This window comes from Pseudoalteromonas sp. L21 (assembly GCF_021728035.1).
Lineage (GTDB): Bacteria > Pseudomonadota > Gammaproteobacteria > Enterobacterales > Alteromonadaceae > Pseudoalteromonas > Pseudoalteromonas arabiensis.
This window is the reverse complement of sequence record NZ_JAKKCV010000008.1, coordinates 49,351-75,620: the sequence shown is the minus strand read 5'-3', so window position 1 is coordinate 75,620 and position 26,270 is coordinate 49,351. Positions and strand designations below refer to the sequence as shown.

The window sequence follows — 26,270 nt, the reverse complement described above, 5'->3', positions numbered from 1 at the left end:
GTTCTTATGAAACAATTAATCTTATCAATTGCTTTATTTACCCTAACTGGATGCCAGCTCACTGAATTAGTTAAAGATCCTGGGGCAATTGAAACACAACTGAAAAAACAGCATGCCTTAGCAGCATTGGCGATCAACGAAGAGCTTGATCTGTTTTTAAGTGATCAAGGTCGTCAGCACCTGTTTCGTGAGTTGGCTCATAGCCTTAAAAAGCCCACACACAGTAAAATAGTTAATCAAGACTCAGTGACTAAAACTCGCTGGACGGCAAGCATCGACGACACCACTTTACAAGCCTTTCAGCTACAACGTGTTGGTCAAGAAAATATAAAAACCAATTTTGAACTCATGTTTCTTGATATACCGGTGATTAGCAAAAATAAAATATCTCTTTTTCAGGCGCCATCGTCTGATTCAGTACCAATGGGTCAAATTGCCAAGAATGAATTAGTAAAAGTGCTAGCCTTAGAGCTTAATGAAGAATGGGCATTAATTGAGCGAGACAACCAGCTCATCGGCTATGCAAAGTATGCCGATTTTGAAAATACAATCAAAAAGCGAGATTTTCTAAACAGCCGTCCGTATGAGCTAAAAGTAACATATGATAACGATCTAACCCGCGATGGCTATGTATTACCTATTCACCACATTTTTGGCTTAGCACAGTGCCGCATTGTTAAATTACAATTTAAGCGCCAAGCGATACAACAGCAGCGCACTATCAATTTATGCCAAAAAACACCTGATGTTTGGTTTATTGATCCTCACCACGATAGCGCAACCACAGCCAATTAATAACCTGACACTCACCTTACAACGCCTCTAAGCATCTTGTCAGGAGAGGTTTTTTACCATGTCTCTTATTGAATTAATAAGAGACAAAACATGCGATACTCATACACTATTTTCCCTGTAACCCTACTACTCACAAGTGCACAAGTCAGCAGCAGTGACATACAATTAAAAGACTTAATAAATGAGCTTGATATTTCACCTTACGCTAATTTAAAAATTGCCGCGACTTATAGCAATAAGCAAGAAAAAACACATGAACGGTCAAACCGTTCTTCTCAACAGTGGCAATTAAAAGATAATGCCAGTAAAGCAGGAATTAAATTCAATTACCCTGTTGCCCAAAGCAAGATCTACGGTCGTTATGAATTAGGAACCAATGCTAATACTGATGACACGCCCTTTTTTAAAACTCGGCAAGCCTATTTAGGTGTACGCACCCAATGGGGGAAACTGCAGTATGGGCAACAAAATGCGATTGTAAAAAACTACGACAATTTTGACCGTAGCCACCGTGTGGGCGCATCGGTTCATTTAACAAAAGACGAGTTAAACACCAAGCGCCCTTCTCATACTATGCAATATCACACTCGCTTTGATGAGTTTCGCCTTTCAGGTCAATACAACTTCAGCCGCACGCTGGAAAATAGACCGCAGTTGAGAATTGGTAGCCAGCGATTGAGAGTCAAAGATACTAAGCTAGATTACGGGGTTGGACTAGGTATTCATTACACAGGTCTCAAAAATATCGAGCTTGAAGCTGGTTATCAAGCCAGCTATTACGAACAAGCCAAGTATCATACCCACATCGCTTCTGCTAAATGGCAAGCAAGCTCAAATTTGCAAGTTTCTATTTATGGCGCAACACACTCACTCAAAGACTTACAAAAATCTAAAACAGCAGAATCTCGACACTACGCACTTGGCGCTCGTTATCGTTTATTTGACCAGCATCGAATCTATGGCAGTCTAGAGTATGCTTATGGCGCTAATGACATAAAAGGAGCGAAGCAACGCGCCCTTGTCATTGGTAACGACTATCGATTTGCATCGCAAAAACACGCTTATGTAGAAATTCGAAAACGTTATTTCGATGCTGATAAGACTGATGATATTAATGTGGCTCTTGGCATTAATATTAAATTTTAATTAGTCTTACTATTTGGATAATGGTTTATTTTTGTAATGCCTGTAGTTTATTGTTTTAAATAATTATTAATTGTTTATCTCGATAAAACGACACCACCTTTATCACGGTTAAAAAGGTGCCAACTACAAGGTGAAGAAAAATTTTCGCTATACTGATTAAAATTTGATTGAGCAATTGGCCAAGCACTGGCAGAATTGCACCCCTTTTTTACCATTAACCAAAAGTGTATAAGCAAGATGGCTAATTTAGATCAAAACAACTGGTTCACTGAAATTAGTGACCGTGATGGTAGTGCCTTTTCACTTCGCATAAACAAAAAGCTTGATGAACAGCAGTCACCATTTCAAAAAGTAGAAATGTATGAAACGACTGACTTTGGTAATCTTATGATTATTGATGGCTGCACTATGGTAAGTAGCCGTGAAAACTTTTTCTATCACGAAATGATCAGTCATCCAGCATTGCTTGCACACCCCGCTCCTAAAAATGTAGTTATCATTGGTGGTGGCGACTGCGGAACATTGCGCGAAGTATTAAAGCACCCAGGTGTTGAAAGCGTGACGCAAATTGATATTGATGAAGTCGTGACACAAATGTCACTAAAATATTTCCCAGAATTATGTGAATCAAACCAAGATCCACGCGCCACTGTGATGTTTGACGACGGTATCAAATACATGCGTGAAGCAGCACCTGAGTCAATCGATGTTGTGATTGTAGACGGTACAGACCCTGTTGGTCCGGGTGAAGGTTTATTTAACCATGCTTTTTATACTAGCTGTTTAACGGCACTTCGCCCTGGTGGTATCTTAATTCAACAAAGTGAATCACCGCTTATGCACATGCCACTGTTAGTAGAAATGCGCGACGCGATGACAGAAGTGGGCTTTGTTGATCTACAAACTCTGCCTTTTCCACAACCAATCTACCCAAGTGGCCTATGGTCAGTAACCCTTGCACGTAAATCAGAAGCCTTCAATGGTTTTCGTGAAGATGATGCTGATACACTTTCGCAAAGTACAGAATACTATAATGCAGGTATTCACCACGGCGCATTAGCCACACCAAATTATATGAAACGCGCTTTTGAGAAAAAGTAGTTTTACTAAACTAAAAAAGGGCTCATTGAGCCCTTTTTGTTATCAATTAGTTTTAAACCTTAAACCGATTAACTAAATGATTAAGCTCATTAGTTAATTGGCTCATACGATTAGCCACCTCTTGAGTCGAGCTTGCCAAGCCTCCGCCTTGCTGAGTTTGATCGTTTAAGTCTGACAAGTTTTGGCTTATTTCATCAGCCACAGCGGTTTGCTCTTCAGTTGCTTGCGCCGTCTGCATTGCCATGTCGTTTACTTTCACTGACGATTCTTGCATCAAGTTTAATACATCATTTGTTTGCGCGAATGACTCAACCGCTTCATCAGCATAACGCTTACCACTATTGATAGCCTGTAGTGATTGTTCAACACTTTCCGCAAACTGCTCAACCATTGTTTGTATGTCATTTGTGCTGTCTTGCGTTCGCGTTGCAAGAGTACGTACTTCATCTGCTACAACAGCAAACCCTCGTCCTTGTTCGCCTGCTCGCGCAGCCTCAATGGCTGCGTTCAAAGCGAGTAAATTTGTTTGCTCAGCAATGGCACGTATAACTTCAAGTACTTTGGCAATATTATCAGAGCTTTGCTGTAATTCAGTAGAACGTTGACTTGCATGCTCCATATTTTCGGATAGCGCGGTAATTTTTCTACTTGAGTTATCTACTGCCGACAAACCCTGCTTAGCAAGCTGTTGCGAGTTATCAGCCTCATGGGATGAGTTTTGCGCTACATTTGCCACTTCACGGCTAGCGACACTCATTTCATGTACCGCGCTGACAATTGACTCAGATGCTTGGCTGAGCTTTTGATTTACTTGGTGGTTATGATTAGCAAAACTGCCTAAATCGTTACCTAATGCATTTAACTCTTTTGCTTGTTCTAAAATATCTTTAATCAACTGCTGTAAATTATCCAAAAAGCGGTTGAAAGCAGTCGCAAGATCAGCAAATTCGTCTTGTGTTTTTACGTTAATTCGCCCCGTTAAATCACCATCTCCAGAGGCAATTTCGTTAATTCGTTCTGTGACAAAGTTAATTTGTTTTGTAAGTTGACGTGGCACAAAATAACTAAACCAACCTGCAATGGATAATACGACGGCGATCATGATCATTAACATCACTTTAAAATTGATCACTTTGCTCATCAGCTTCTCGGTTTCAGCTTGTGATGTTTTATCCGCTGCTTCACCTGCTTTATCAAGAATATCTCGAAGCGCCGAAAATGCGCGTTCAGCGTTTTGTTTTTTCTCGCTACTCGATGAATCATTTATGTAAGCAGTAGATGCTAAAAACCATGAATCAAAGGCTTTATTAAAACCACCAAATTGCCTTGTTACCTCAGGATAGGCAGACATATAGGATAAATACTGTTTGAAGCGGTCAGCCACTTGATTTGCATTTTCTTGATGGTCATCTAGATAAGCTTTATCGCCTTTATCTGTGGTCACTAAGTGCAGTTCAGCCACTTTTGCTTGATATAAGTCTCTGTCTGCATTTACGACTACCGATACGGCATTTACAAACCGCTCTGACTGGGCGTCTATTGCCACTCTTTGTATGTTTATTAAGTAGGTGTAACCTGCTATCAAGATTACGATAGCAATTGCGAGTAAAACGATAGGCAGTGAACTTTTGACGCGAATGCTTTGTAAATTCATACATTATCCTAATTCAAATTCTAATTAGCACGTTTATTAGAATGTTAGTAGAAAAACTAAAAAAGTGTATGAGGTTAAAAGCGCCAATGTGCAGATAGCATTAACTGTTGTTGTGAATTGCGCTCATTAAATCCCATACTTGGTCTATTTTGAGCGTCACTGCTCAGTACTGAATATTCAGCACCCACTTGCCACTGTGTTGACAATTGATACCGCCAACTAGCGGTTAAAGCATCTCCTCGGCTTTGGTTAGGATCAAACATCCAATCATCATGATCACTAACCTTAAAGTAATCATACCTAATTGTGAGACGATGCTGGTCTAACTTGTGGCTTAACATAACAAAATGACTGTAAAAACTGTTGTTTACTCCTCGATTTTTACCCATTGCAGTCTTACCATCTAGGAGCTGCATAATAATGCGCGTCTGCTTGGTAAACTTGTACAACCAGGCCGCACTCAAAAAGCGCGTATCCCAAGCATACTGACCAGTACGCGTATTTATTGCGCTCGGATCACCATTATTATCATAGTAGTAAATACGAAATTGTGAACGTTTTTGATAATCCCAATGTGCGCCAACATAGTAACCAAACCGACCATCGACTTCTTCGAAGGGCTGCACATAGTCGGCCTGCTTGGTAAGCTGTGAATGAGAAAAAGATGCCGGCACAGAAAAATCGATACGTTCATTAAATGTTGTTTGCCTATCATGAAGTGCAAAACCACGCCAAGACAACAGCGTTCCAGCAGGATCGTTACCTTTAAAGACCGCTGCAACACCCTCAAAACTATGCTCACTACGAAATTGTCGGCCTGGGCGCTTTATACTTGCTTCAACACCAAAAGTACGTATTTCTTCTCCTAACCAACTATTAATGGCTGAGTTGGTGTAGTTATAAGGTGACATCCAGCCACTTTGCGGATTCTCAAGCGACATTTTCGGATAAAAGCCACCGGCTTTAATAGCTAACTTATAACGACTTTCTGTCAACGGCTGGTATTGCAGATAAGCTTGACTAAAACCGATTGTCGTAGAAGGGTCAGCATGAACATTAACAGTGGAGTGCATAGACCAATCTCTATCTAACTCTAAGCGACTGCTGAGCATCGCTTGAGAAAGACGAATACCATCATGGTCATTATCGTAGCGATATAAACCAATACCGGTACGCTGGTAGCTGGCTAATTGATCGCCTGTTAGTGCGGATATTGCGATTAATCCTTCATGCTCTGCAAGTACAGAGCTAGGTAAACCAAAAAGCACAGAGCACAGTACTACTTGCCACTTATTCATAGTCATCGAACTCGTCACTGCTTAATTCAAGTGCTGGTAAAAGCGCCTGCTTCAATTGATAACGTAACACACTGTTTTTGCTATTAAACGAAGTAATTTCTGGTTCGCTAATGTCAGACAATCGATCATGCCATATCGCTAACTCAAACGTCCCTTCAGGGAGATCTAAATCAACAAAACCTTGTTCATCAGTTTGCGCAAATGATGGACTATCAACCACAACAATATAACCCAGCATCCAGTCATGAATATTACACCCGAGTTCAACAACCCCGGTCTGCTCAAAACGAACCGGCTTTTCAGGTTTATCTCGGTAAAGTTTTAATTCGAAGTGTTTTGCTTTAGAAAATGAATACACATGGTGCATGATAGAATCTAAGTTCGGAAATTCAACATTCGCCCCTTTAGGCACCACTAATACATGAGGAGAAAAAGCTCTATTTTCTTGGCTCATGGTGTAACTAGCTTCCGTTGATGGACTTTGCGAGTGGCCTTTCAACCAAACAACAGCATTAGCAACAGGCTGACTGTTTTGGTCAACAACTTGAATTTTCTGTGCCATCAGTGTTGGACTAAAGGTAAGTAATAACAGGATTATTCTTATCATTTTTGATGAACCTTTTCATATGCTTGGCTTTTTAAAATCAGTGCGTACTTTGCTGAATACGTATGCAGATACCTCGTATTAACACGCAAGTCAATTTATGCTTATTGTGACAACAATCCACAACCATAAGCCGCCAAGGAACAACAATGCGATTAACTGCCTTAATGTTAGCAGCCTTTTCAGGTACTTGCCTAGCACAAACCACAACCGTCAGTTCACCTGATGGGCAGATCAAAGTAACTATCTCAGATGAACAACACACACCTAGCTACGAAATCAGCTTTGCAGGTAAACAAATCATTGCTAACTCTGCGTTAGGCCTTGTTTTTAAAAAACAGCCAGCAATGAGCGAAGGTTACAAAATTAGTAGTCAAACTACCGATTCTGTAAAAAGCAGCTGGGAGCAACCTTGGGGTGAACGCCAAACTGTGGTTGATAACCATAACGAAGTGGCTGTTACGTTTAAAAAACCTCAGCCGCAAGGTGGCACTTTTACAGTACGTTTCCGTGCTTTTAATGATGGTATTGGCTTTCGATACGAATTACCAAAGCAAGCAGGCTTTGAAGATATAGAAATCACCAAAGAGCTTACGGAGTTTGCAATTACAGACTCATCACACGCAACGGCTTGGTGGATACCTGCACGCGGTTGGAACCGCTATGAATATGTTTATAACACCACGCCATTACATCAAGCGGCGCTGGTACACACACCATTTACCTTAAAAAACAAAGATGGCATCCATATTAGTATTCACGAAGCTGCCCTTGTTGACTATGCGGGCATGGTTCTAAATCAACGCCGTGACGGTACTTTTCAAGCCGATTTAACACCTTGGTCTGATGGCGTAGCAGTTAAAAAGCACGGCGCATTCAATACTCCTTGGCGTACCATTCAAATTGGTGATGAAGCTGTTGATTTAATTAACTCCGATATTATCTTAAATCTAAACGAACCAAATAAACTCGGTGATGTATCGTGGGTTAAACCCGGCAAATACGTCGGTATTTGGTGGGGTATGCATATCAATGAAAATACGTGGGGTAGCGGTAAAATTCATGGTGCTACAACCGCAAACACTAAATACTATATGGACTTTGCGGCTAAGTATGGCTTCGATGGCGTACTCGTCGAAGGCTGGAATACTGGCTGGGATGGTGACTGGTTTTATAACGGTGATGTATTTAGCTTCACACAGCCTTATGATGACTTCGATATTGAACAGTTAACCCACTACGGCAAAGAAAAAGGCGTGCAATTAATCGGTCACCACGAAACATCAGGTAACGTAACTAACTACCGCAATCAAATGGAAGATGCGTTTGCACTGTACGAAAAATCAAATGTGAGTCAAGTAAAAACAGGTTACGTCGCTGACGGCGGCAATATCAAACGTATTGATGAAAACGGTATTGTGCGTAAAGAATGGCACGATGGTCAGTTCATGGTAAACGAATACTTATATAACGTAAAACTGGCTGCAAAACATAAAATTAGCATTAATACTCACGAACCAATCAAAGATACCGGTCTGCGTCGTACATACCCGAACTGGATAACCCGCGAAGGGGCGCGCGGACAAGAGTTTAATGCATGGGGAACCCCTCCAAACCCACCAGAACACATTCCTATGCTTGCTTTCACTCGCATGCTGGCAGGCCCAATGGACTTTACACCAGGTATTTTTGACATGGGCTTTAACGGTTTAGGTGCCGATACCAACCGTCCACAAACGACGCTCGCAAAACAATTAGCCTTGTATGTTGTGATGTATAGCCCAATTCAAATGGCCGCAGATTTGCCACGTAACTACTTAGCGAAACCAGATGCATTCCAATTTATTCAAGATGTACCAACCGATTGGCAACAAAGTATTGCTCTACAAGGTGAAGTGGGCGATTACGTTGTGTTTGCACGTAAAGAGCGCAAGCGTGATCAATACTCAGGTAACGACTGGTATTTAGGTGCTGTAACAGATGAAAACGCCCGCACTTTAGAAGTGAAGTTAGACTTCTTAGATAAAGGTAAAAAGTTTGAAGCACAAATCTACCGTGACGGTGATAAAGCACAGTGGATAAATAACCCTTATGACTTAACAGTAGAAAAACGCATAGTGACTGCTGATGATAAGCTAACGTTAAAGCTTGCTACCAGCGGCGGCACAGCGATTCGATTTAAAGCACTGTAAGACGAGTTTAACAAACCTAAAAAACGCGGCATGTAGATGCCGCGTTTTTCTCTAAGTTAGTATCTACAGTGGCAAATAGATCTGTGCGCTAAGGCCACCTTCTGGGCGATTAAGTAGCTGCACTCGCCCGCCGTGCATATCAACAATACGCTTGATAATCGCTAGACCTAAACCGCTCCCTTCACTACCGCGAGCGGCATCACCTTGTTTGAACGGCTCAAAGACAGTTTCAAGTTCACTTTCAGGAATACCTGGCCCTTGGTCATTTACAACCACCATGGCAAACTTTTTATTACTGCTCATGCGCGTTTCCACTTCAATATCACCGTCAGAGTAACGAATGGCATTTTCAATCATATTGGTCACAACACGCTTTATAGCTACCGTACTGACAGGTACGTTACTAATGCTGGGGTTTTCTGTAAAACTAATTTGCCGATGATGCTTTTGCTCGGCCTCAACGACTTCATTGACGATGGCATTAAGATCTTCAAGAGCAAGCTCTTCGCGCTTGTGATGACGCAAGTATTCAATAAATTGATCGATAATCGCATTCATATCCTCAATATCATGAATAATTCCTTCACGCAGATAATCTTCGTCGTCAGACATCATTTCTGTTGCTAAACGAATACGTGTAAGTGGTGTACGTAAGTCATGGGAAACCCCTGCCATAAGTAAACGACGATCGTTTTCTAACGCCGCAATACCACGCGACATTTGATTAAACGCACGGGTTACTTCTATCACTTCAGTTGAGCCTTGCTCTTCAAGTTTTGTTGAGAAGTCCCCAACACCTACTTTAACTGCCGCCTGCTGTAGCGCTTTTAATGGTCGGTTTAGATGGCGCGCAAACAACCAACCACCTAATACGCTTAAAAAGCCGATACTAGATAAATAAAAAGTGAGGAATTCAAGGTTATTCTCTTGTAACCCAGTCAATGGCACTCGCACCCAATAACCTGGGGCTTGTGGTGCTTCAACCCAGTATACAAGTGGATCTGTTTGGCTTATACGCACTCGCGCAGAACCGTTAAGTTGCTCCGACATGCTACGTGAAAGCATTGAATATTCTCGTGTTTCCGCCAGACCTTCACGCATAGCCTGGCGCTGCGTCATGACTTCAATGCCAGTGATTTCAAAAAATTTTTCGGACGCTTCTTTACTTACTTCAACGCCTTCTTCCCACTCAATAAACACCGTTTTAACTTGTTTCGAGAGGATCAGATTAACTTGCTCTATGGTGGGTTTAACCACATAAAAACTAACCGTTATATAGGACACTATTTGATTGATTAAAAGCAGTGCAGCAACCAAAAATACGGTTTGTCCAAAAGCACTACGTGGAAACATCCCCATAACTGTTACTTTTCACCATCTGGCACAAATACGTAGCCTAAGCCCCATACTGTTTGGATATAACGAGGATTAGCGGCATCCACTTCAATCATACGTCGCAAGCGCGACACCTGCACATCGATACTACGTTCAAGTGCGCTGTAATCACGACCACGGGCTAGATTCATCAGTTTATCGCGACTAAGTGGCTCACGTGGATGAGTCACTAATGCTTTTAATACCGCAAACTCACCACTGGTCAACGACATCGTTTTATCGCCATGCGACATTTCTCGAGTAGCAAGGTTAAGCGTAAATTCGCCAAATGATATTTCGTTTTCTTCTGCTGCTGGCGCACCAGGTACTTCCTTTGCTCGACGACGTAAAATGGCTTTAATACGTGCTAACAGTTCACGGGGGTTAAATGGTTTTGGAATATAATCATCAGCGCCAAGTTCTAAACCGATAATACGGTCTACCTCATCACCTTTTGCCGTTAACATAACAATCGGTATATCATTTTCTTTTTGACGTAAGCGACGACAAATCGACAAACCGTCTTCTCCAGGTAGCATAAGATCAAGCACCATTAGATGAAAATTTTCACGCTCGATTAAGCGATCCATCTGTTCAGAGTTTGCCGCTGTACGAACAATAAACCCTTGTTCTACCAAGTAACGTTCAAGCAAACTACGCAAACGCATATCGTCATCAACTACCAATACCTTTGTCGTTTCGTGTCCCATAACTTTCATTCTTTTTGTAATATGTTACTTGTTAATATAAATGAAAAACTTAAGAATAAAAAACGAATTGAACGCTTAGATTGTTACTGAACATTTCAAAACGATCTCGACAAAGGTAAAAGACTTTTATACCTTGCACAGGTTTTCTTTAAAGGCTTAATAGATATGGCAAAAACCAACTTAATCACACGTGAAGGGTATCAGCAATTGCAACAAGAGCATGATTACCTATGGCATGAGAAACGCCCTGAAATCACTAAGATTGTGACATGGGCAGCAAGCCTTGGTGACCGCTCTGAAAATGCCGACTATCAATTCAATAAGCGTGTATTACGACAAATAGACCGTCGCGTGCGCTACTTACGTAAACGCATGCCTGACTTAAAAATCGTTGATTACAACCCACAACAGGCGGGGAAGGTGTTTTTTGGTGCTTGGGTTGAGATAGAAAACGAACAAGGGGAAACTAAACGCTTCCGCATTGTTGGCCCTGACGAAATTTATGAACGCAAAGATTATATTTCTATCGATGCGCCGATGGCTCGCGCGCTCCTTGGCAAGCAAGTCGATGACGATTTTTCAGTCACTACCCCTGAAGGCCAAAAAGAATGGTATGTCAATGAGATAAGCTACCCAGACGCGCCATAATTAATAAAATAAATTCAGAAAAGGTTAATTTGTGATTGTTTAGTCTAAAAATGTGATCTATAACTAAATAAGCTTATGACGTTTTAAGCTTGATGTTTAGAAGGTAGTAACTATGTCAAACGCAATACATCGCATATTAAGTAATGCCATTGTATTCGCACTTTTAATCAGTGTGAGTTTGATTTCTTACGCCAGCGACATAGAAAACCATTCTGATAGTGTTACACCCACCTCACATTTCATTGCGTGTGATAATGCAGACCTTGCTAACCTTGATACTGATTTAGATAAACATACTCCAGCACTCAACTTTTGCGCAGCCCAACCACTGCCTGATGTGCGTCTAGGTGTACGTGTTTTTACTCAGACTAAGGCCTCTGTATACAGTGCGCACCAGCGAGGCCCACCTATATTTTAATTTAACTACGTTTTTAAAAAATCGATGCTTAATTAAAATTTATGGTGACAAATATGAATAATTTCAAAGAATTACGTCTTCAAGACGTATCTAATGGTGCATTATCTAACGCTGTTAATGAAGTAGAACCAACACTTGATCTAACATCTCCAGCATTAAAAGTACTAAATAGCTTTACACAAAAAGATCCACTACGTGCTCACGCAAGCACCACCATTGTTGATGCGCTAAAACAAACAAGTAACCGCTGCTCTGACTTCATCTTAGTCGTTGATGACACAGACAAGTTAGTTGGGATCACATCGAGTGCAGATCTACAAAGCTCTAAAATAATGATTCTTGCACAACGTTTAAACTTACACCGCGACGAAGTGACTTTGCATGATGTAATGACTCCATTGAATAATCTTGCTGGTGTTAGCTTACAAAGCATCAGCTATGCATGTATTGGAGATGCACTACAAACTATGGAACACCAAGGTATGATGTTTCTTTTAGTAACAAGTGCTGAACATGAAATTTGTGGGTTAATTTCTGCACGTGAAATTGCGAAAAAGCTACATATTCCTGTCAATATTAACCCTATTGCAAACAGCTTCAGTGAGGTGATGCAGCATATCGATCACCCTCACTAAGCCATAAATATTGCGTTGTGTAGAACAATTTTCGAGGGCCTTAAAAGCAGTGCTTTTAAGGCCTTCTTATTGTGATATTATTCAGGCAATTAATCTTCAGTTTACTGATTTTCTATTTTTAAAAAGGTTTATGCATGAGCAATATCTCTGCACGCTTAGCGACCGAGCTAAATGCCCAGCAACCACAAGTTGTTGCTGCAATCAAATTACTTGATGAAGGTGCCACAGTCCCTTTTATCGCACGTTACCGGAAAGAAGTTACAGGTGGCCTAGACGACACGCAATTACGACTACTTGAACAGCGTCTTTCGTACTTACGCGAGCTTGAAGAGCGCCGCAGCTTTATTCTTGCCACAATTGAAGAGCAAGGTAAGCTAACCGCCGAGTTAAGTAGTGATATTAATAACGCTGACAGTAAAACAGAGCTTGAAGATTTATACCTACCATTCAAACCTAAACGCCGCACGAAAGGACAAATTGCCATTGAAGCGGGTATTGAACCACTTGCCGATGCGCTATTTAATGACCCTAACCTCGAACCAGAGCAACACGCTGCTGACTATATTAATGCTGACGCAGGCTTTGCTGATACAAAAGCGGTGCTTGACGGTGCTAAATTTATTTTGATGGAACGCTTTTCTGAAGACGCCAAACTGCTTGCTAAATTCCGTAGTCATATTGCACAACACGGCCAAATTGAAAGTACAGTAATCGCTGGTCAAGAAAATGAAGGCGCTAAGTACCGTGATTACTTTGAACATCAAGAACCGCTTAAAAAAGTTCCCTCACACCGTGCTCTGGCCATGCTCCGCGCTCGCAATGAAGGCGTTTTACAATTAAGTATCAACCCAGAACCGAGTGCAGAAAACCCAGCACAGGTATGTGCACAAATGATTGCTGACTATTATCGGTTAGATGTGAGCAATAGCGCTGCAAGCAGCTGGTTAATGAGTGTTGTACAGTGGGCTTGGAAGATTAAATTAAGTCTACACTTAGAAAATGAATTTTTAGGTGCAATGCGCGAAAAAGCGGAAACCGGCGCGATTGACGTATTTGCAAAAAATCTAAAAGACTTATTAATGGCTGCGCCTGCAGGGCCACGTACAACCTTGGGACTTGATCCTGGTTTACGTACGGGTTGTAAAATTGCTGTTGTAGACAGCACTGGTAAGCTGTTAACAACGCAAACAATTTTCCCACATGCGCCGCAAAATCATTGGGAAAAATCACTTCGCACACTTGAGCAACTTTGTCGCCAATATAAAGTTGAGTTAATCGCGATTGGTAATGGCACAGCTTCACGTGAGTCAGATAAGTTAGTTGCTGAATTGATTAAAACCAACAGTGAACTTAAATTAAATAAAATAATGGTCAGTGAAGCGGGGGCATCTGTTTATTCAGCGTCTGAATTTGCTGCCAACGAATTCCCTAATCTTGATGTATCATTACGCGGTGCAGTGTCAATTGCACGTCGTTTGCAAGATCCACTTGCCGAGCTTGTAAAAATCGAACCTAAATCAATTGGTGTAGGTCAATATCAACACGATGTGTCACAAAGCCAACTAGGTCAAACGCTGACCTCGGTTGTCGAAGACTGTGTAAACTCAGTCGGTGTTGATTTAAATATGGCCTCAGTGCCGTTACTGACTCGTGTATCTGGCTTAAACAAAACGTTGGCGCAAAACATTGTTAGCTATCGTGATGCCAATGGCTCATTTAGCAAACGCTCTGAGCTTAAAAAAGTTGAGCGCCTAGGACCAAAAGCCTTTGAACAAGCAGCTGGTTTCTTACGTATTAGCACAGGTTCAGATCCTCTTGATAACTCATCAGTTCACCCTGAAGCTTACCCTGTTGTTAAGCGTATTTGTGAAAAGAACAGCTTAGATGTAAACAGCTTAATTGGTAACACTGATATTTTGAATAAATTGGTTGCTAACGACTACACAGATGAAAAGTTTGGTTTACCAACCGTTACCGACATTATTAAAGAGCTTGATAAACCAGGTCGAGACCCTCGCCCAGAGTTTAAAACAGCTGAGTTTAAGGCCGGTGTTGAAACCATTAACGATCTAAAACCTGGTATGATTCTAGAAGGTGTGGTTTCCAATGTAGCTAACTTTGGCGCCTTTGTTGATGTGGGTGTACACCAAGATGGTTTAGTTCATATTTCAGCGATAACCAACAAGTTCATTTCTGATCCACGCGAAGTGGTTAAAGCAGGTGATATTGTTAAAGTAAAAGTACTTGAGGTTGATGCAGCGCGTAAACGTATTAGTTTTACAATGCGTTTAGATGATGATGTAGATACAAGCAATAAAACAGCACCTGCAGGCAAATCAAAGCCTGCGGCTAAAGCGAAAAGTGCGCCTAAGCAAAAGCGTGACTTTGGTAATGCGGCCATGGGTAACGCATTTGCCGATGCATTTGCAAATGCTAAAGTAAAAAAATAGTTTTAGCTTAAAAACAAAAACGCGGTTCAAATTGAACCGCGTCTCTTATAAATCTAATAATTATATAACCGCCGAAAAATTATTTTGTTCCCCAGGCGATGTAGCCATTTGGTAAAAATTGGCTATTCGTGTGGCTCGTTCATCAACTTCCACATCTCGTTTGGCTGTCTTGGTCTGAGAAGTGCTCACTGCTTCACTTTCGTCTTCAGCACCTTCACGGTCAATTCTTAATGACGACGATTCATCACCACCCTGTGCTTTTTCGCGCGACTGCATAGCGAGTTCAGCCTGCGCTGCGGCAAGTTTCTGTGTCGCATCGGCTGCAATAGCACGGTCTGCACTAGATGGCTCTTGGGGTGCAAGTGCTGCCGCTCTTACCGTTTGCATTTTATCGATTGTTGCTTGAGGGTCACCACTTACCTCAGCCACATCAATTTGTACTTCTCCGCCAACCGCGTAGTTTGTGCCATCGGGGCCTCGTTGATACTCATAACTTGGCGAGCCTGCGTATTTACCTCCCACCGAAGCATGCGCCTGTTCATGTACACGCACTTCAGTGTCTCGCGCTTTCAGCTCTTTAATTTGTTCAAGCTCTAACTGTTCTTGCTGTGCAACTTTTTGCTCTTGTTTTTGCTCTTCTTGTTGCTGCTGCTCTGATTTCTCTTCGCTACCTTGTTCGCTTTGCTCTCGCTCTTGAATCGCTTTATCGTCCTCAAGGCGACCTTTAGCATCATAAGTACTTGCATCGCCACTTGGCTGTCTTGCTTTTTCGCCATCATTCAGTGCTTTATTTTCTGCGTTACTCGAATTAGTTGCCACAGGAGGCGGGATGACTTCACGCAACTGATTATCACGGCGCGCACTTTCGGTGTGTACATTCGCCGTGTTAATGTTGATTGCGGGAAAGGGAGTAACGATATTCATGGCTAAGCTTTTATATCGATTAGCGTGCCTAGTACTTCATCGGCAGTTTGAATCGTATTAACGTTAGCCTTAGCATTGAACTCTTCAACTTTTAGGTTCACCAATGCTTCATCAATACGAGCAGGCTGAGACACAGGTGGCGTAACAGCTTCCTCTGGTCTTGCACCTTGTAACTGTCTTTGCTGAGCAAGTTGGGCGTCGTCTTGCTGGTCAATAGACGCGCGGCTAATTTGCGCGCTTGCTTTTTCAATGCCTTGACTTGCGCGGTTGTAACCTTCCACGCCATTATTAAATACAGAACTGATTGGCATCATATCCTCCAACAGTGAGATCTTCCCTACAAGTATCGCTCACAAAACAATCAAAATAAAGTAAAATCCCCCTATTTTTGGGCTCTGCAGAGCAATATTTAATTAACACATTGATTTCAGAGCGCTTATAAATTCAGTTTTATGAGAAATAAAAGGAGCGTGAGACGCCTTATCGATCACCTCATACTCAAAGTTAGGTTGCAAAGCCTGCATATCCTTAATTGCACGGTAAGGGACTAGCGCATCTAAACGCCCAAATATACCGCGAATGGGGAGCGTTATTTTGCTAAATAGCAGACGTAAATCTTCTTGCTGTAGGATATCTAGGCCTGCACTGAGGGCGCGCTCTTGCGGTGCTGGATACTGTTTTAATAATCTTTTTAACGCTTTAATATCGTCACGAGCTGATTCGCTGCCCATAGCTTGAATCGCTAGGAATCGCTCAATGGTTTTGTCTGTCTGAGTGATTAATTGCTCTTTAAACGCATCAAGCACTTCAGGCTTAATACCTGCCCAATTATCAGCTTGAGCAAAAAAAGGGCTCGATGCCACTAAAATAACTTTTGATACTTTTTCTGGCCAGTGAGCTGCAATGTAAAGTGAAAATAATCCGCCAAGCGACCAGCCAACTAGTATTGAGTCGTTATGCAATTGTTCACTCAGCATCTTGGCTGCTTCATGCAAATTATAGGTGTTAGGTACTGACTGCGCTTCACCAAAGCCTGGTAAATCAAGGCAGCGAATGGTGCCCTCATATGAAAACTCAAGCTCTGGTAAAATCACTTGCCAGACCCCTTGGTTCATTCCCCAGCCATGTAATAACACCATTTCATTTTGCATATTTTTAAACTCTCAAGCACACTGATGGCTCATAATAGCGTTTAAAGGATTGAATGCAATGGCTCACCTAACGAAGATATTAAAACATGGCTTACATGCGCTGTTTCCTAACTTTTGTGTTACGTGTCAAACGCATATAAAAAGTAACTACGCACTTTGCGAGCATTGTTTAAACGACTTAAGATTATTTGATCTAAGCAAACATGCCAATTTACTTCATCGCCCTGATATTTGTGACGCATTCCCCGATTGTCATTTTGATCACCTCATAGCCTGTGCATGGTATGAAGCCCCAATGAAACAGTGGCTTAAACAGCTGAAGTTTAGTGACAAACAGTACTATAAAATTGCCCTACAACAGGTTATTTATTTGCAGTTGCAGCGCGCAAAGGCAGTCAATGAATCTTGGCCTGATGAATTTATTATTATGCCGCTGCACAATAAACGCTTTATAAAACGAGGGTATAATCAGGTAAGCCAAACTTGGCTACCGGTATTAAAAGCAATGAACTTAGTTGTAACTGAGCCGCTTGTTAAACAAAAAGCAACGATTGCACAATCTTCTCTCAGTAAAGCGAAACGAATTAAAAATATGCGTAATGCATTTGTGTGCGAAACTAATTTGCAGGGTAAGTCGGTCGCCATTATTGATGATGTAATGACCTCAGGGGCAACATTGAATGCAGCAACCGATGAACTAAAAAAAGCAGGTGCCAAACACGTATGGGCAATGCTGACGTGTTTGACCCCTTTAGGAGAACCTTAAAATACGTTAATCACCCGCTGCATGAAAAGCATTACCAAAGAATAAAGCATTGCTCAATAATCGGCTAGTACCATACCAATACCCACGGAACACGGGGTTATCCGTCATACCAATAACACTGCCATTTCCATATGAATGGGCTATTAAGCCCGCAGCACCGGCAACTTGCTCTACATTCACATCATCAGTAAAGCCCGCTAACAATGGCTTATCTGTGTATGTTAAAACATTTACAAACGGTGCATCTGACTTTTCAAGCAACCAAGTGCTATTTTTAAATACTGGCAGGGTATTACGGTTCAGTGAAAATGTTAGCGGGTGTGATAAATCAACAGACGTATTAAAGATTGCTCCGGCAATACGTTGACGGCCCGCTAAGTGATCTTTATCGGCATAAGTAAGCCCTTGCGTATTAAATGCGCTCGCTACATCACGACGAGATAAGTAACTGGCCTTTAATAATTGTTGGTCAGCGAGGAACTTGGCACCTCCTTTATGACCCCAAATAACACCACCTTTACGTACCCAAGCTTTGATCGCAACCTTGGTCGCATCATCAAGTGTATTGTAATTACCATGAGCCAAAATAATATGGCTGTAATTTTCAAGGTCAAGGCTGCTAAGACGAGGCATTTCAACAATAGTTGGCGCAGTGCCTACAAAACGGTCGAGGTAATACCATACTTCACCCAATTCATATTGGCTGGTGCCTGCACCACCCACGAGTAAAACTTTAGGCGCTTTTACAACGGCCATAGAGCGAGAGCCTAAATCAGCCCCTTTCACCGTTAAACCTGAGCTAATTGGCGTAATTTCAATACCGAACTCAGTCTGCGCTTGATTTAAGTAATCAACCCAATTACTGTCTGTTTGCAAACCTGCGGGGAGCAAAATACTACCGGGTTCAAATGCAACCTCACCACTGGGCGTTTTAGCAGTAAGAGGACTCAATGCAACACGCGCTTTAACACCTTGCTTTAGCAATGTATTCAACATTTTTGGTGCAAGATAATCGTCCCACTTGAATGCGTAAGCATAACTTTGTGGCAATGTTGCATAACTTGACTTAACTCCTTTCTGCCAAGGCATTTTTGCAACATCAAGCCCCCATTTACTACTGACTTTTGCAAATTCTAAATTAAATGCATGCGCGAGTGTCCAGCCAGATACATCATAGAATGTGTTATCAACAAAGCGTTGTTGCTCACTAAAAACGGCTTTCACTAAGCGAAACTGTGGTTGTGCTAATGGTACGAAATAGCTGTTTTCAGAGAAGCTTTGACCATTCACTTTTAATGGCTCTTCAAGCATATACGCATTAATTTGATGTTGCTTTAATAGCTCTAGAAAGTACTGCATACGGCTGTTATCTGCACCGCCTTTAACAACATACCCTTTAAAGTCTTCATCACCAGCAAGATCGATCGCTTTGTTATAAAACTCAGCTTGGTAATCAAGCAGATCTTGGCGGTTTTCAATTGCAGCTTGAAATGTAGATAAGCTAGTTAGTAATTGATTTTTAATCGTAAACGGAAAGCTTAATGGGCCGTTGATAGTGTCTTGTAAGTGACCACGTGAGCTGGCTTGCTCAAATAAAATACCCACCCCACCATTCACGTCAGGGTAAGTTGAGCCTTTTCCGTAGTAAAAATCATCAAAACTTTCTTCGGTGAAGTACAAAGCATTATGCTCGTCAAGCGTCTTCGCATGATAGTTAGCAATTGCTTTAGTCAAAGTGACATTTTCTTCTGGTGTAATCGGGTGCTTACGTGTCGGAATACCAGGTTGAAAAAAGAAGGTGCTGTTTGGTCCCATCTCGTGGAAGTCTGTAAGAATATTCGGCTTCCATTGATGGAATTGAGCTATGCGTGCTCGTGATTCAGGGTGTTGTAGTAATAACCAGTCGCGGTTTAAGTCAAATAAATAATGATTAGTCCGGCTACTAGGCCAGTTTTCTCTATGCTCGCGAGTTTCTGGATCTGACGATAAATTCATACCGCGATTACTGTTTGCCCAGTTCGCGAAACGCGCTAAACCATCAGGATTTAAAGATGGGTCCAGTAAGATAACGGTATTGTTCAGTAAATTATCAATTTCTGGGCCTTGCGCAGCAGCTAAGTAATAAGCAACCAATAACGAGGCATTACTCCCTGATGACTCATTACCATGCACGCTATACCCCATCCATACAACCGCCGGCTGTTTGCTTGAGTCTGATGATTCACCGTCCAAACGTGCTAGGTGGGCTTTACGAATAGTCTCAACCTGCCCTAATTTGTCTGGCGCAGTGATAGTTAACATAACCAATGGGCGTTGTTCATGAGTACGACCGATCACTTGAAAGTTCATTCGGTCACTTTTATCGGCAAGAATTTGCATATATTGCACAAGCTGATCATGGCGAACATGCCATTCACCTACTTCGTAACCTAACACCTGTTCAGGTGTTGGAATGGTTGGATCAAATTTCACATCTTGTTCAAAGTAATAAGAAAGGGGTTTCGCTAATGCGCTAACGCTCACTAGCATGGTTAATATTGTTATTATTAAACGCATAGATAGCACCTGTACTTAATTGATGTTTTCACGCTACCACTAGACAAAATAGATGCAACTTTTTACGCTCAACACTGGCGACAATACGATGAGCGGAGTATGATACACAGTATCCGAGTAATTTAGTCAAGTATAGTCCGTTTTATGATCTCTATTTCTGAATCTGCACAATCTCATTTTGCTAAACTTTTAGCAGACCAAGCTGAACAAACAAACATTCGTGTTTTTGTTGTAAATCCAGGTACTTCGCAGGCGGAGTGTGGTGTTTCTTACTGCCCAGAAGACGCGGTTGAAGCGACTGATATTCGTCTACCTTTTAATGGCTTTGATGCCGTTGTTGACGCAGAAAGTGCGCCTTTTTTAGAAGAAGCTGAAATCGATTTTGTAACTGACAAAATGGGCACTCAGTTAACTCTAAAAGCGCCTAATGCCAAAGCACGTAAGCTTAGCGACGACGCAACGTTACAAGAGCGTGTACAACACATGCTTGAAACTGAAGTCAATCCACAACTTGCAAACCACGGTGGTCAAGTTGGTTTAGTTGAAATTACCGCTGACGGTATTGCTGTTCTGCAATTTGGTGGTGGCTGTAACGGTTGTTCGATGATTGATGTCACGTTGAAAGAGGGCATCGAGAAAGAAATGATCGCTAAGTTTGATGAAATCAATGGTGTGAGAGACATTACCGATCACCAATCGGGTGAGCACTCTTACTACTAATCGGTATCTAAAGCATGCTTAAACAATGGGTATTTCGCTTAGGTAGCGACCCCAAATTAAGCTTGAAACGCTTTCTTTGCGGCCTAGCACTGTTTGTGCTGGCCGTGATTTTTATTGCCACTGGTTATTATGGCCCTGCAATCTTGCAGCTGATTGGCTTACTTATTTTGGCCATCGCATTATTTTTTGCCGCTTGGGGTTACTTAGGTATTTTTGCCAACCGTTTTGCTCAAGTTCTTGAGCGAGCATCTCCCAAAGATGATGATCCTGACCTTTGGAAATAAACGCTTAATTCAACAAGCTATTTTGTTTAACGATATAACGATAGCGCAACCATAACGTTACACCACGCATCAGCATAAAAATGGTCATTGCGAACCAAAGGCCATGGTTTTGCCAATCACTCACCAACCAAAACAACCCAAAAAAGCCGAGTGTTGCACTAATCAGCATCGTATTTCGCATATCTTTTGCACGCGTTAAACCAACAAAAACACCATCGAATAAAAAGCATGCCATTGCTGCAATTGGTAAGATAATCACCCATGGCAAATAATCTGCAGCCATCCTAATTACTTCTGGCACATCGGTTAATAAACGAATAATTGCATTACCAAAGATTAAAAATATTAAGCTGTAAAATAATGCAAACAGTCCCCCCCAGAACAAACTCAAATTAACCCACAGCTGTATATGCTGAGTGCTTTTTTCGCCTTTTGCTTTACCTACTTTAGCTTCACTTGCATATGCAATACCATCAAGCGCAAAGCTGACGAGCATTAAAAAGTTCAGCAGTACTGCATTCGCTGCCAGTGTTGTTTCGCCAATTCTTGCGCCATAAAAGGTCATAAAGCTAAAACACAATTGCAACGCCAGTGAACGAATGAAGATATCACGATTTAAATTGACTAATTCGAGCAGTTTAGCCACGTTAAACCACGCCTTTACCGCTAGGTTAATGCCCTGCTTTTTAGCCAACTGATAAACTAAACAAAGTGCAAAGGCAAAAGCGATGTAATCTGCAATTAGCGACGCCCAAGCCGCTCCAGCCACTTTCCAATCAAGAAAAATAACAAAATAGATATCAAGCACGATATTGGTAATATTAGTGATGAGTAATAAATAAAACGGCCCTCTGCCGTAATGTACCCCCAACATCCATCCTAATAGCACTAAATTACACAACGCAGCTGGCGCACTAAAAATACGGATTGAAAAATAGCTATGTGCTTGCTCTAGCACCGCTTGATTTGCGCCCGATAAATATGCCATTAAGGATTGAATAGGTACACTAAGCGTGATTAATATAAGCGCAACGAAAGTCGCTAATAACAAACTGCGCTTTAATAATTCAGCTAGCAAAGTATGATCGCCTCGACCGTAAGCTTGCGCTACAAGCCCCGTGGTGCTCATACGTAAAAATCCTGCTAGCCAAAATAATAGGGAGATAACTGCTGAGCCCAGTGCAATACCGGCTAAGTAGTGAGCACTGCCTAAATGACCGATGACTGCAGTATCAACTAATCCTAACAATGGAACAGTAATATTTGATAAGATCATTGGACCGGCTAATAACAGCAAACTTTTATGGTGTGCCTTATGACGTTTAAGAAAATGTTTCATGTAGTTTTTGCAGTCCTGTTAGGTTTATCAATGCGTGCCCACGGCGCCGTTATTTTACAGTATCATCACGTCAGTGAAACCCTTCCGGCTGTTACAAGCGTCAGCAGCGAGACGTTTACCAAGCACATGCAGTATTTAAAAGACCAGCAATTTAATGTTATCCCATTAAATGAGTTGATTTCTCAACTACAGGCAGGTCAAGAGTTAGCTGATAAAACCGTCGCAATCACGTTTGATGATGGTTACAAAAATAATTATGAACAAGCTGCCCCTATCCTCGAAAAGTTTGGCTATCCTTATACTATTTTTGTAAACCCTGAACTTATTGATAGTGGCAAAAGCTATGTCATGACTTGGCAGCAATTAAAAGAGCTGGCTAAAAAAGGAGCCTTGATAAGTAATCATACGCAAGTGCACAATTACTTGCATTTAAAACAAGAAGGTGAGACTGACGCTCAGTGGCAATCTCGCACTAAAGAAGATATTTTAAATGCTCAAAAACGCATTAAAGATGAAATAGGTCATGATTATAAATACCTTGCTTATCCCTATGGTGAATTCAATAACGAGTTACAAGGATTAATTAAATCATTAGGCTTTGTTGGTATTGGTCAACATTCAGGTGCAGTAGGTGTTCACTCTGATTTTACGCGATTACCACGCTTCCCTGCGTCTGGTTTTTATTCTAAGCTTGATACGCTTTCAACGAAACTTGACTCACAAGCTTTCACAATTAAAGCATTAAATTACACTGATAGTGTGACCAGCGAAAACCCGCCAAGTTTGAGCATCCAGTTCGATATGCAGGATTTTCACAAAAGCCAGTTTGCATGCTATGTGTCGGGTGTTGGTCAAGCTAACCTTGATTGGACAAGTAAAGATACTGTTCAAATTACCTCGCCTAATAAATTGAAAAAAGGCCGCTCTCGATTCAACTGTACAGCCCCTTCTATCAATAAAAAAGGCAGTTATTATTGGTTTTCACAACCTTGGGTAATTACACCTTAGCAGCCTGTTTAAGCATGTGTGCTGCTACTTTATCAAGCCTGACAATTTCATTAGCCGCATTCAATTCGATTGCGGCTTTTGGCATCCCCCATACCACAGACGATAGCTCATCCTGTGCCATGGTATAGGCACCAGCTTGATGTAAAGCTAATAACCCTTTTGCACCATCACTGCCCATTCCAGTTAATAAAGACGCTATCGTTGCTTTGCAATTTAAAGCTGCTAAAGAGTTAAATAACACATCTACAGCAGGCCGATGACGATTAACGGGCTCACCTGAGTCTAATTGGCAATACAGCGCAGCTCCCTTTTTCGCCACACTTAAATGCTGATCGCCTGGGGCAATATAAGCCCAGCCAGCTTCTAACTTATCTCCTTGCTCTGCCTCTTTAACATTTATCGCACAGATTCGATCCATCCGCATCGCAAATGAAGTACTAAACACAGGTGGAATATGTTGTGTTATCACAATGGGTGGGCAGTGTTTGGGCATACGGATAAGCACTTCTTTGATTGCCTCTGTTCCCCCCGTTGAAGCACCTATGGCCATCACTGCATTACTTTTAAATTGCAGACTGTCGAGTGAGCTATCTTTTTCTAGTTTCTGCTCTTTAAATGCTCGGATCCTTGCACCTGCTGCTGTACGGACTTTTTGTTGTACTAAGTACGCATAGCGTTGCAAGTTTTCAGACACATTAGCCGTTGGTTTTGCGATAAAATCCACAGCCCCGAGTTCTAGCGCTTCGAGGGTAATAGGTGAGCCTTTTTGAGTCAATGTTGAAACCATAACAACCGGCATAGGTCGCAAGCGCATTAAATTTTTCAAAAAGCTTAAGCCATCCATTTTTGGCATTTCAATATCAAGCGTCAGTACATCAGGATTTAAACGCTTAATGAGATCACGTGCTTGATAAGGGTCTTCAGCGGCACCTACAACATGCATATCACCCGCTTGCTCAAGTACCTCTTTCAGTAAACCACGGATCAAGGGAGAATCATCAACAATAAGTACCTTGATCATACACTCTCCTAAAATAGCTCAATGTCTGTTCCAGCATCTTGCTGCTCGATTTCGTGTAAGTATTTAACTTCACGTTTTTCTAGTTTATCAGTATGCAGATCACGCAGCTTTTTTACTTGTGCTTGACCCGTCTGAGGGTTAAAAATTATTTTACGAGGCCAAGGGCCACCGACGTCATGTGATATTAAATCTAAACCTTCCTCAAGTACATATGCATTTGCAAAGCGAATATTACCGACGCCTATATCTGTCATTGAGCGAATAATTTTACCACCACCAAATAGCTTCACTTTTAAGTTACGTTTTGATGCACCATTTTTTAAAATTTCATTAATTAAAAACTCCATAGCCCAGTTACCATAACGGCAATTTAAACTGTGAGCATTACTCGGATCCACGCCTTTTTGTATCGGTAGCATAAAGTGGTTCATGCCACCAACACCTAACCCTTGATCATAGATACATGCAGCAATACATGAGCCAAGTACGGTGGTGATCAGTTCATCATTTTTAGAGACATAGAATTCACCCGGTAACACTTTTGCGACCACCTTTTGTCTGTGACTGTCCCAAAAACGCTTTACGTGCTCAAACCCTGATAATACTGGTTTGAAATGACTATTCATTAACCACCTTTTGATAAATCGTCTGGCCTAGGTTTTTAAATTCTTGATGGTCTTTGCCCATGGTTTCTGAATGCCCCAAAAACAAATGCCCCGCGTCATTCAATAAGTCAAAGTAACGATGAAAAAGCGTATCTTTTGTCGGCTTATCAAAGTAAATAACTACGTTGCGACAAAAAATGACATCAAATGCTCCCTTCATCGGCCACTGCTCAAGTAAATTCAACCTCTTAAAAAAGATATTCTCTTGTAACTGTGGTTTTACTTTATAGAGCTGACCATCATGACTTTTTAAAAACCAACGTTTTAGCTGACTTTTATCGAGCCCATTTACATTAGCTGCTGTATAAGTACCAGCTTGCGCCTTAGCAAGTACGTTTGAATCAAGGTCAGTGGCTAGAATTTTTACATCCCAATTAGTCGGGAACAGACCACTTAGGGTCATTGCTATCGTGTAGGGCTCTTCCCCTGTGGAGCAGCCTGCTGACCAAACGCGCACTCGCTTTTGCTGTGCATTTGTAGTCAATAGTCTCGGCACTATCGTATTTTTTAGATAGTTAAAGTGATGTGGTTCACGAAAAAATGACGTCAAATTGGTGGTAATCGCATTGATAAACTCACTAAATTCTCGCTCTTTATGTTCTTCTAAAAAAGCTAAATAGTCTTTAAAACTCTTTAACTTAAGTAACCTAAGTCGCCTTGCTAAGCGTGAATACACCATTTCACGCTTATGCTCCGCAAGTACGATACCGCAAGCATCGTATACCTGAGATGAAATGTTTTTGAAATCACTATCCGTTAGTAAAAACTCTTTCATAATTTAACCCACCAGCCTTAGAGGGAATACACATTG

Annotated in this window: 25 protein-coding genes; 12 read left to right on the top strand and 13 right to left on the bottom strand. The window is 41.5% G+C overall.

The features are described from left to right. Positions 1-6: 6 nt before the first annotated feature. The 3 genes from L3V41_RS18610 (at position 7) to speE (ending at position 3,042) form a co-directional block, all read left to right on the top strand. On the top strand, positions 7-795 hold the full coding sequence (locus L3V41_RS18610) for an SH3 domain-containing protein (RefSeq protein WP_062568310.1): 789 nt from the start codon (positions 7-9) through the stop codon (positions 793-795). 90 nt (positions 796-885) lie between these two features. Then, complete coding sequence (locus L3V41_RS18605; protein ID WP_237128276.1) at positions 886-1,941, top strand: porin; 1,056 nt, start codon at positions 886-888, stop codon at positions 1,939-1,941. 237 nt (positions 1,942-2,178) lie between these two features. Further along, the gene (gene speE / locus L3V41_RS18600; protein WP_062568312.1) at positions 2,179-3,042 is read left to right on the top strand and encodes a polyamine aminopropyltransferase; all 864 of its coding nucleotides are present in this window, start codon (positions 2,179-2,181) and stop codon (positions 3,040-3,042) included. Between the two features lie 52 nt (positions 3,043-3,094). Here the strand turns inward: speE and L3V41_RS18595 are convergent, their stop codons facing one another. From L3V41_RS18595 to L3V41_RS18585, 3 genes are all read right to left on the bottom strand, one after another. Then, positions 3,095-4,696: a methyl-accepting chemotaxis protein gene (locus tag L3V41_RS18595; RefSeq protein WP_237128275.1), complete on the bottom strand. Its 1,602-nt coding sequence runs from the start codon at positions 4,694-4,696 to the stop codon at positions 3,095-3,097. 74 nt (positions 4,697-4,770) lie between these two features. Next, a complete protein-coding gene (locus L3V41_RS18590; RefSeq protein WP_193987945.1) occupies positions 4,771-6,000 on the bottom strand; it encodes a hypothetical protein in 1,230 nt (409 codons plus the stop codon). Continuing rightward, positions 5,987-6,601, bottom strand: coding sequence for a methylamine utilization protein (locus L3V41_RS18585; protein WP_062568315.1), 615 nt, complete (start codon positions 6,599-6,601; stop codon positions 5,987-5,989). The genes L3V41_RS18590 and L3V41_RS18585 overlap by 14 nt, the downstream gene beginning before the upstream one ends. 146 nt (positions 6,602-6,747) lie before the next feature. Between L3V41_RS18585 and L3V41_RS18580 the strand changes: the two genes are divergently transcribed. After that, on the top strand, positions 6,748-8,790 hold the full coding sequence (locus L3V41_RS18580; RefSeq protein ID WP_237128274.1) for a glycoside hydrolase family 97 protein: 2,043 nt from the start codon (positions 6,748-6,750) through the stop codon (positions 8,788-8,790). Between the two features lie 63 nt (positions 8,791-8,853). On the opposite strand, the gene envZ is transcribed toward L3V41_RS18580, so the two are convergent. Both envZ and ompR read right to left on the bottom strand, forming a co-directional pair. Further along, positions 8,854-10,149 carry a two-component system sensor histidine kinase EnvZ gene (gene envZ / locus L3V41_RS18575; protein WP_237128273.1) on the bottom strand — a complete coding sequence of 432 codons (1,296 nt, stop codon included), beginning with the start codon at positions 10,147-10,149 and terminating at the stop codon, positions 8,854-8,856. Between the two features lie 5 nt (positions 10,150-10,154). Continuing rightward, positions 10,155-10,874, bottom strand: coding sequence for a two-component system response regulator OmpR (ompR, locus tag L3V41_RS18570; protein ID WP_062568318.1), 720 nt, complete (start codon positions 10,872-10,874; stop codon positions 10,155-10,157). Positions 10,875-11,039: 165 nt separating this feature from the next. Here ompR and greB point away from each other — a divergent pair, with 165 nt between their 5' ends. The 4 genes from greB to L3V41_RS18550 all read left to right on the top strand — a co-directional run bounded on the left by greB (position 11,040) and on the right by L3V41_RS18550 (position 15,025). Then, positions 11,040-11,522 carry a transcription elongation factor GreB gene (gene greB, locus L3V41_RS18565; protein ID WP_062568319.1) on the top strand — a complete coding sequence of 161 codons (483 nt, stop codon included), beginning with the start codon at positions 11,040-11,042 and terminating at the stop codon, positions 11,520-11,522. Positions 11,523-11,634: 112 nt separating this feature from the next. Next, positions 11,635-11,940 carry a hypothetical protein gene (locus L3V41_RS18560; protein WP_062568320.1) on the top strand — a complete coding sequence of 102 codons (306 nt, stop codon included), beginning with the start codon at positions 11,635-11,637 and terminating at the stop codon, positions 11,938-11,940. Between the two features lie 53 nt (positions 11,941-11,993). Further along, the gene (locus tag L3V41_RS18555) at positions 11,994-12,575 is read left to right on the top strand and encodes a CBS domain-containing protein (protein WP_130149154.1); all 582 of its coding nucleotides are present in this window, start codon (positions 11,994-11,996) and stop codon (positions 12,573-12,575) included. Between the two features lie 134 nt (positions 12,576-12,709). After that, a complete protein-coding gene (locus L3V41_RS18550; protein ID WP_237128272.1) occupies positions 12,710-15,025 on the top strand; it encodes a Tex family protein in 2,316 nt (771 codons plus the stop codon). Between the two features lie 60 nt (positions 15,026-15,085). Here L3V41_RS18550 and L3V41_RS18545 read toward each other — a convergent pair whose 3' ends face one another. The 3 genes from L3V41_RS18545 to bioH all read right to left on the bottom strand — a co-directional run bounded on the left by L3V41_RS18545 (position 15,086) and on the right by bioH (position 17,100). Further along, on the bottom strand, positions 15,086-15,949 hold the full coding sequence (locus tag L3V41_RS18545) for a putative metalloprotease CJM1_0395 family protein (RefSeq protein ID WP_062568323.1): 864 nt from the start codon (positions 15,947-15,949) through the stop codon (positions 15,086-15,088). A 2-nt stretch (positions 15,950-15,951) separates the two neighbouring features. Then, positions 15,952-16,260 (bottom strand): hypothetical protein, encoded by a 309-nt coding sequence (locus tag L3V41_RS18540; RefSeq protein ID WP_062568324.1) that lies wholly within the window; start codon positions 16,258-16,260, stop codon positions 15,952-15,954. Positions 16,261-16,362: 102 nt separating this feature from the next. Next, positions 16,363-17,100: a pimeloyl-ACP methyl ester esterase BioH gene (gene bioH, locus L3V41_RS18535; protein WP_237128271.1), complete on the bottom strand. Its 738-nt coding sequence runs from the start codon at positions 17,098-17,100 to the stop codon at positions 16,363-16,365. A 58-nt stretch (positions 17,101-17,158) separates the two neighbouring features. Here bioH and L3V41_RS18530 point away from each other — a divergent pair, with 58 nt between their 5' ends. Then, complete coding sequence (locus L3V41_RS18530) at positions 17,159-17,866, top strand: phosphoribosyltransferase family protein (RefSeq protein WP_062568326.1); 708 nt, start codon at positions 17,159-17,161, stop codon at positions 17,864-17,866. A 6-nt stretch (positions 17,867-17,872) separates the two neighbouring features. Here L3V41_RS18530 and L3V41_RS18525 read toward each other — a convergent pair whose 3' ends face one another. Further along, the gene (locus L3V41_RS18525; RefSeq protein ID WP_237128270.1) at positions 17,873-20,422 is read right to left on the bottom strand and encodes a M14 metallopeptidase family protein; all 2,550 of its coding nucleotides are present in this window, start codon (positions 20,420-20,422) and stop codon (positions 17,873-17,875) included. 144 nt (positions 20,423-20,566) lie between these two features. On the opposite strand from L3V41_RS18525, the gene nfuA reads away from it, so the two are divergent. Beyond that, entirely contained in the window at positions 20,567-21,142 is a 576-nt protein-coding gene (gene nfuA / locus L3V41_RS18520; protein WP_062568328.1) for a Fe-S biogenesis protein NfuA, read from the top strand. 14 nt (positions 21,143-21,156) lie between these two features. After that, the gene (locus L3V41_RS18515; protein WP_062568329.1) at positions 21,157-21,426 is read left to right on the top strand and encodes a hypothetical protein; all 270 of its coding nucleotides are present in this window, start codon (positions 21,157-21,159) and stop codon (positions 21,424-21,426) included. A 4-nt stretch (positions 21,427-21,430) separates the two neighbouring features. On the opposite strand, the gene dinF is transcribed toward L3V41_RS18515, so the two are convergent. Continuing rightward, positions 21,431-22,765: an MATE family efflux transporter DinF gene (gene dinF, locus L3V41_RS18510; RefSeq protein ID WP_237128269.1), complete on the bottom strand. Its 1,335-nt coding sequence runs from the start codon at positions 22,763-22,765 to the stop codon at positions 21,431-21,433. Between dinF and L3V41_RS18505 the strand changes: the two genes are divergently transcribed. Continuing rightward, positions 22,742-23,773, top strand: coding sequence for a polysaccharide deacetylase family protein (locus L3V41_RS18505; RefSeq protein ID WP_062568330.1), 1,032 nt, complete (start codon positions 22,742-22,744; stop codon positions 23,771-23,773). The genes dinF and L3V41_RS18505 overlap by 24 nt on opposite strands. On the opposite strand, the gene L3V41_RS18500 is transcribed toward L3V41_RS18505, so the two are convergent. From L3V41_RS18500 to L3V41_RS18490, 3 genes are read right to left on the bottom strand one after another with little or no spacing between them, the layout of a single operon-like run. Then, positions 23,763-24,794 (bottom strand): chemotaxis response regulator protein-glutamate methylesterase, encoded by a 1,032-nt coding sequence (locus L3V41_RS18500; protein WP_237128268.1) that lies wholly within the window; start codon positions 24,792-24,794, stop codon positions 23,763-23,765. The genes L3V41_RS18505 and L3V41_RS18500 overlap by 11 nt on opposite strands. Before the next feature lie 8 nt (positions 24,795-24,802). Next, positions 24,803-25,420, bottom strand: a complete 618-nt coding sequence (gene cheD, locus L3V41_RS18495) for a chemoreceptor glutamine deamidase CheD (protein WP_062568332.1) — start codon at positions 25,418-25,420, stop codon at positions 24,803-24,805. After that, positions 25,413-26,234: a protein-glutamate O-methyltransferase CheR gene (locus L3V41_RS18490; protein WP_237128267.1), complete on the bottom strand. Its 822-nt coding sequence runs from the start codon at positions 26,232-26,234 to the stop codon at positions 25,413-25,415. The genes cheD and L3V41_RS18490 overlap by 8 nt, the downstream gene beginning before the upstream one ends. Between the last annotated feature and the right edge of the window lie 36 nt (positions 26,235-26,270).

What these genes read in the sequence shown, in the direction of transcription:
- L3V41_RS18585 (WP_062568315.1), bottom strand. Translation starts at nt 6,601, where the DNA reads ATGATAAGAATAATCCTGTTATTACTTACCTTTAGTCCAACACTGATG.
- L3V41_RS18580 (WP_237128274.1), top strand. Translation starts at nt 6,748, where the DNA reads ATGCGATTAACTGCCTTAATGTTAGCAGCCTTTTCAGGTACTTGCCTA.
- nfuA (WP_062568328.1), top strand. Translation starts at nt 20,567, where the DNA reads ATGATCTCTATTTCTGAATCTGCACAATCTCATTTTGCTAAACTTTTA.
- L3V41_RS18530 (WP_062568326.1), top strand. Translation starts at nt 17,159, where the DNA reads ATGGCTCACCTAACGAAGATATTAAAACATGGCTTACATGCGCTGTTT.
- L3V41_RS18590 (WP_193987945.1), bottom strand. Translation starts at nt 6,000, where the DNA reads ATGACTATGAATAAGTGGCAAGTAGTACTGTGCTCTGTGCTTTTTGGT.
- L3V41_RS18550 (WP_237128272.1), top strand. Translation starts at nt 12,710, where the DNA reads ATGAGCAATATCTCTGCACGCTTAGCGACCGAGCTAAATGCCCAGCAA.
- speE (WP_062568312.1), top strand. Translation starts at nt 2,179, where the DNA reads ATGGCTAATTTAGATCAAAACAACTGGTTCACTGAAATTAGTGACCGT.
- L3V41_RS18560 (WP_062568320.1), top strand. Translation starts at nt 11,635, where the DNA reads ATGTCAAACGCAATACATCGCATATTAAGTAATGCCATTGTATTCGCA.
- L3V41_RS18605 (WP_237128276.1), top strand. Translation starts at nt 886, where the DNA reads ATGCGATACTCATACACTATTTTCCCTGTAACCCTACTACTCACAAGT.
- envZ (WP_237128273.1), bottom strand. Translation starts at nt 10,149, where the DNA reads ATGGGGATGTTTCCACGTAGTGCTTTTGGACAAACCGTATTTTTGGTT.
- L3V41_RS18545 (WP_062568323.1), bottom strand. Translation starts at nt 15,949, where the DNA reads ATGAATATCGTTACTCCCTTTCCCGCAATCAACATTAACACGGCGAAT.
- L3V41_RS18505 (WP_062568330.1), top strand. Translation starts at nt 22,742, where the DNA reads ATGACGTTTAAGAAAATGTTTCATGTAGTTTTTGCAGTCCTGTTAGGT.
- L3V41_RS18525 (WP_237128270.1), bottom strand. Translation starts at nt 20,422, where the DNA reads ATGCGTTTAATAATAACAATATTAACCATGCTAGTGAGCGTTAGCGCA.
- L3V41_RS18555 (WP_130149154.1), top strand. Translation starts at nt 11,994, where the DNA reads ATGAATAATTTCAAAGAATTACGTCTTCAAGACGTATCTAATGGTGCA.
- dinF (WP_237128269.1), bottom strand. Translation starts at nt 22,765, where the DNA reads ATGAAACATTTTCTTAAACGTCATAAGGCACACCATAAAAGTTTGCTG.
- bioH (WP_237128271.1), bottom strand. Translation starts at nt 17,100, where the DNA reads ATGCAAAATGAAATGGTGTTATTACATGGCTGGGGAATGAACCAAGGG.
- L3V41_RS18490 (WP_237128267.1), bottom strand. Translation starts at nt 26,234, where the DNA reads ATGAAAGAGTTTTTACTAACGGATAGTGATTTCAAAAACATTTCATCT.
- L3V41_RS18610 (WP_062568310.1), top strand. Translation starts at nt 7, where the DNA reads ATGAAACAATTAATCTTATCAATTGCTTTATTTACCCTAACTGGATGC.
- L3V41_RS18515 (WP_062568329.1), top strand. Translation starts at nt 21,157, where the DNA reads ATGCTTAAACAATGGGTATTTCGCTTAGGTAGCGACCCCAAATTAAGC.
- L3V41_RS18500 (WP_237128268.1), bottom strand. Translation starts at nt 24,794, where the DNA reads ATGATCAAGGTACTTATTGTTGATGATTCTCCCTTGATCCGTGGTTTA.
- L3V41_RS18595 (WP_237128275.1), bottom strand. Translation starts at nt 4,696, where the DNA reads ATGAATTTACAAAGCATTCGCGTCAAAAGTTCACTGCCTATCGTTTTA.
- L3V41_RS18540 (WP_062568324.1), bottom strand. Translation starts at nt 16,260, where the DNA reads ATGCCAATCAGTTCTGTATTTAATAATGGCGTGGAAGGTTACAACCGC.
- ompR (WP_062568318.1), bottom strand. Translation starts at nt 10,874, where the DNA reads ATGGGACACGAAACGACAAAGGTATTGGTAGTTGATGACGATATGCGT.
- greB (WP_062568319.1), top strand. Translation starts at nt 11,040, where the DNA reads ATGGCAAAAACCAACTTAATCACACGTGAAGGGTATCAGCAATTGCAA.
- cheD (WP_062568332.1), bottom strand. Translation starts at nt 25,420, where the DNA reads ATGAATAGTCATTTCAAACCAGTATTATCAGGGTTTGAGCACGTAAAG.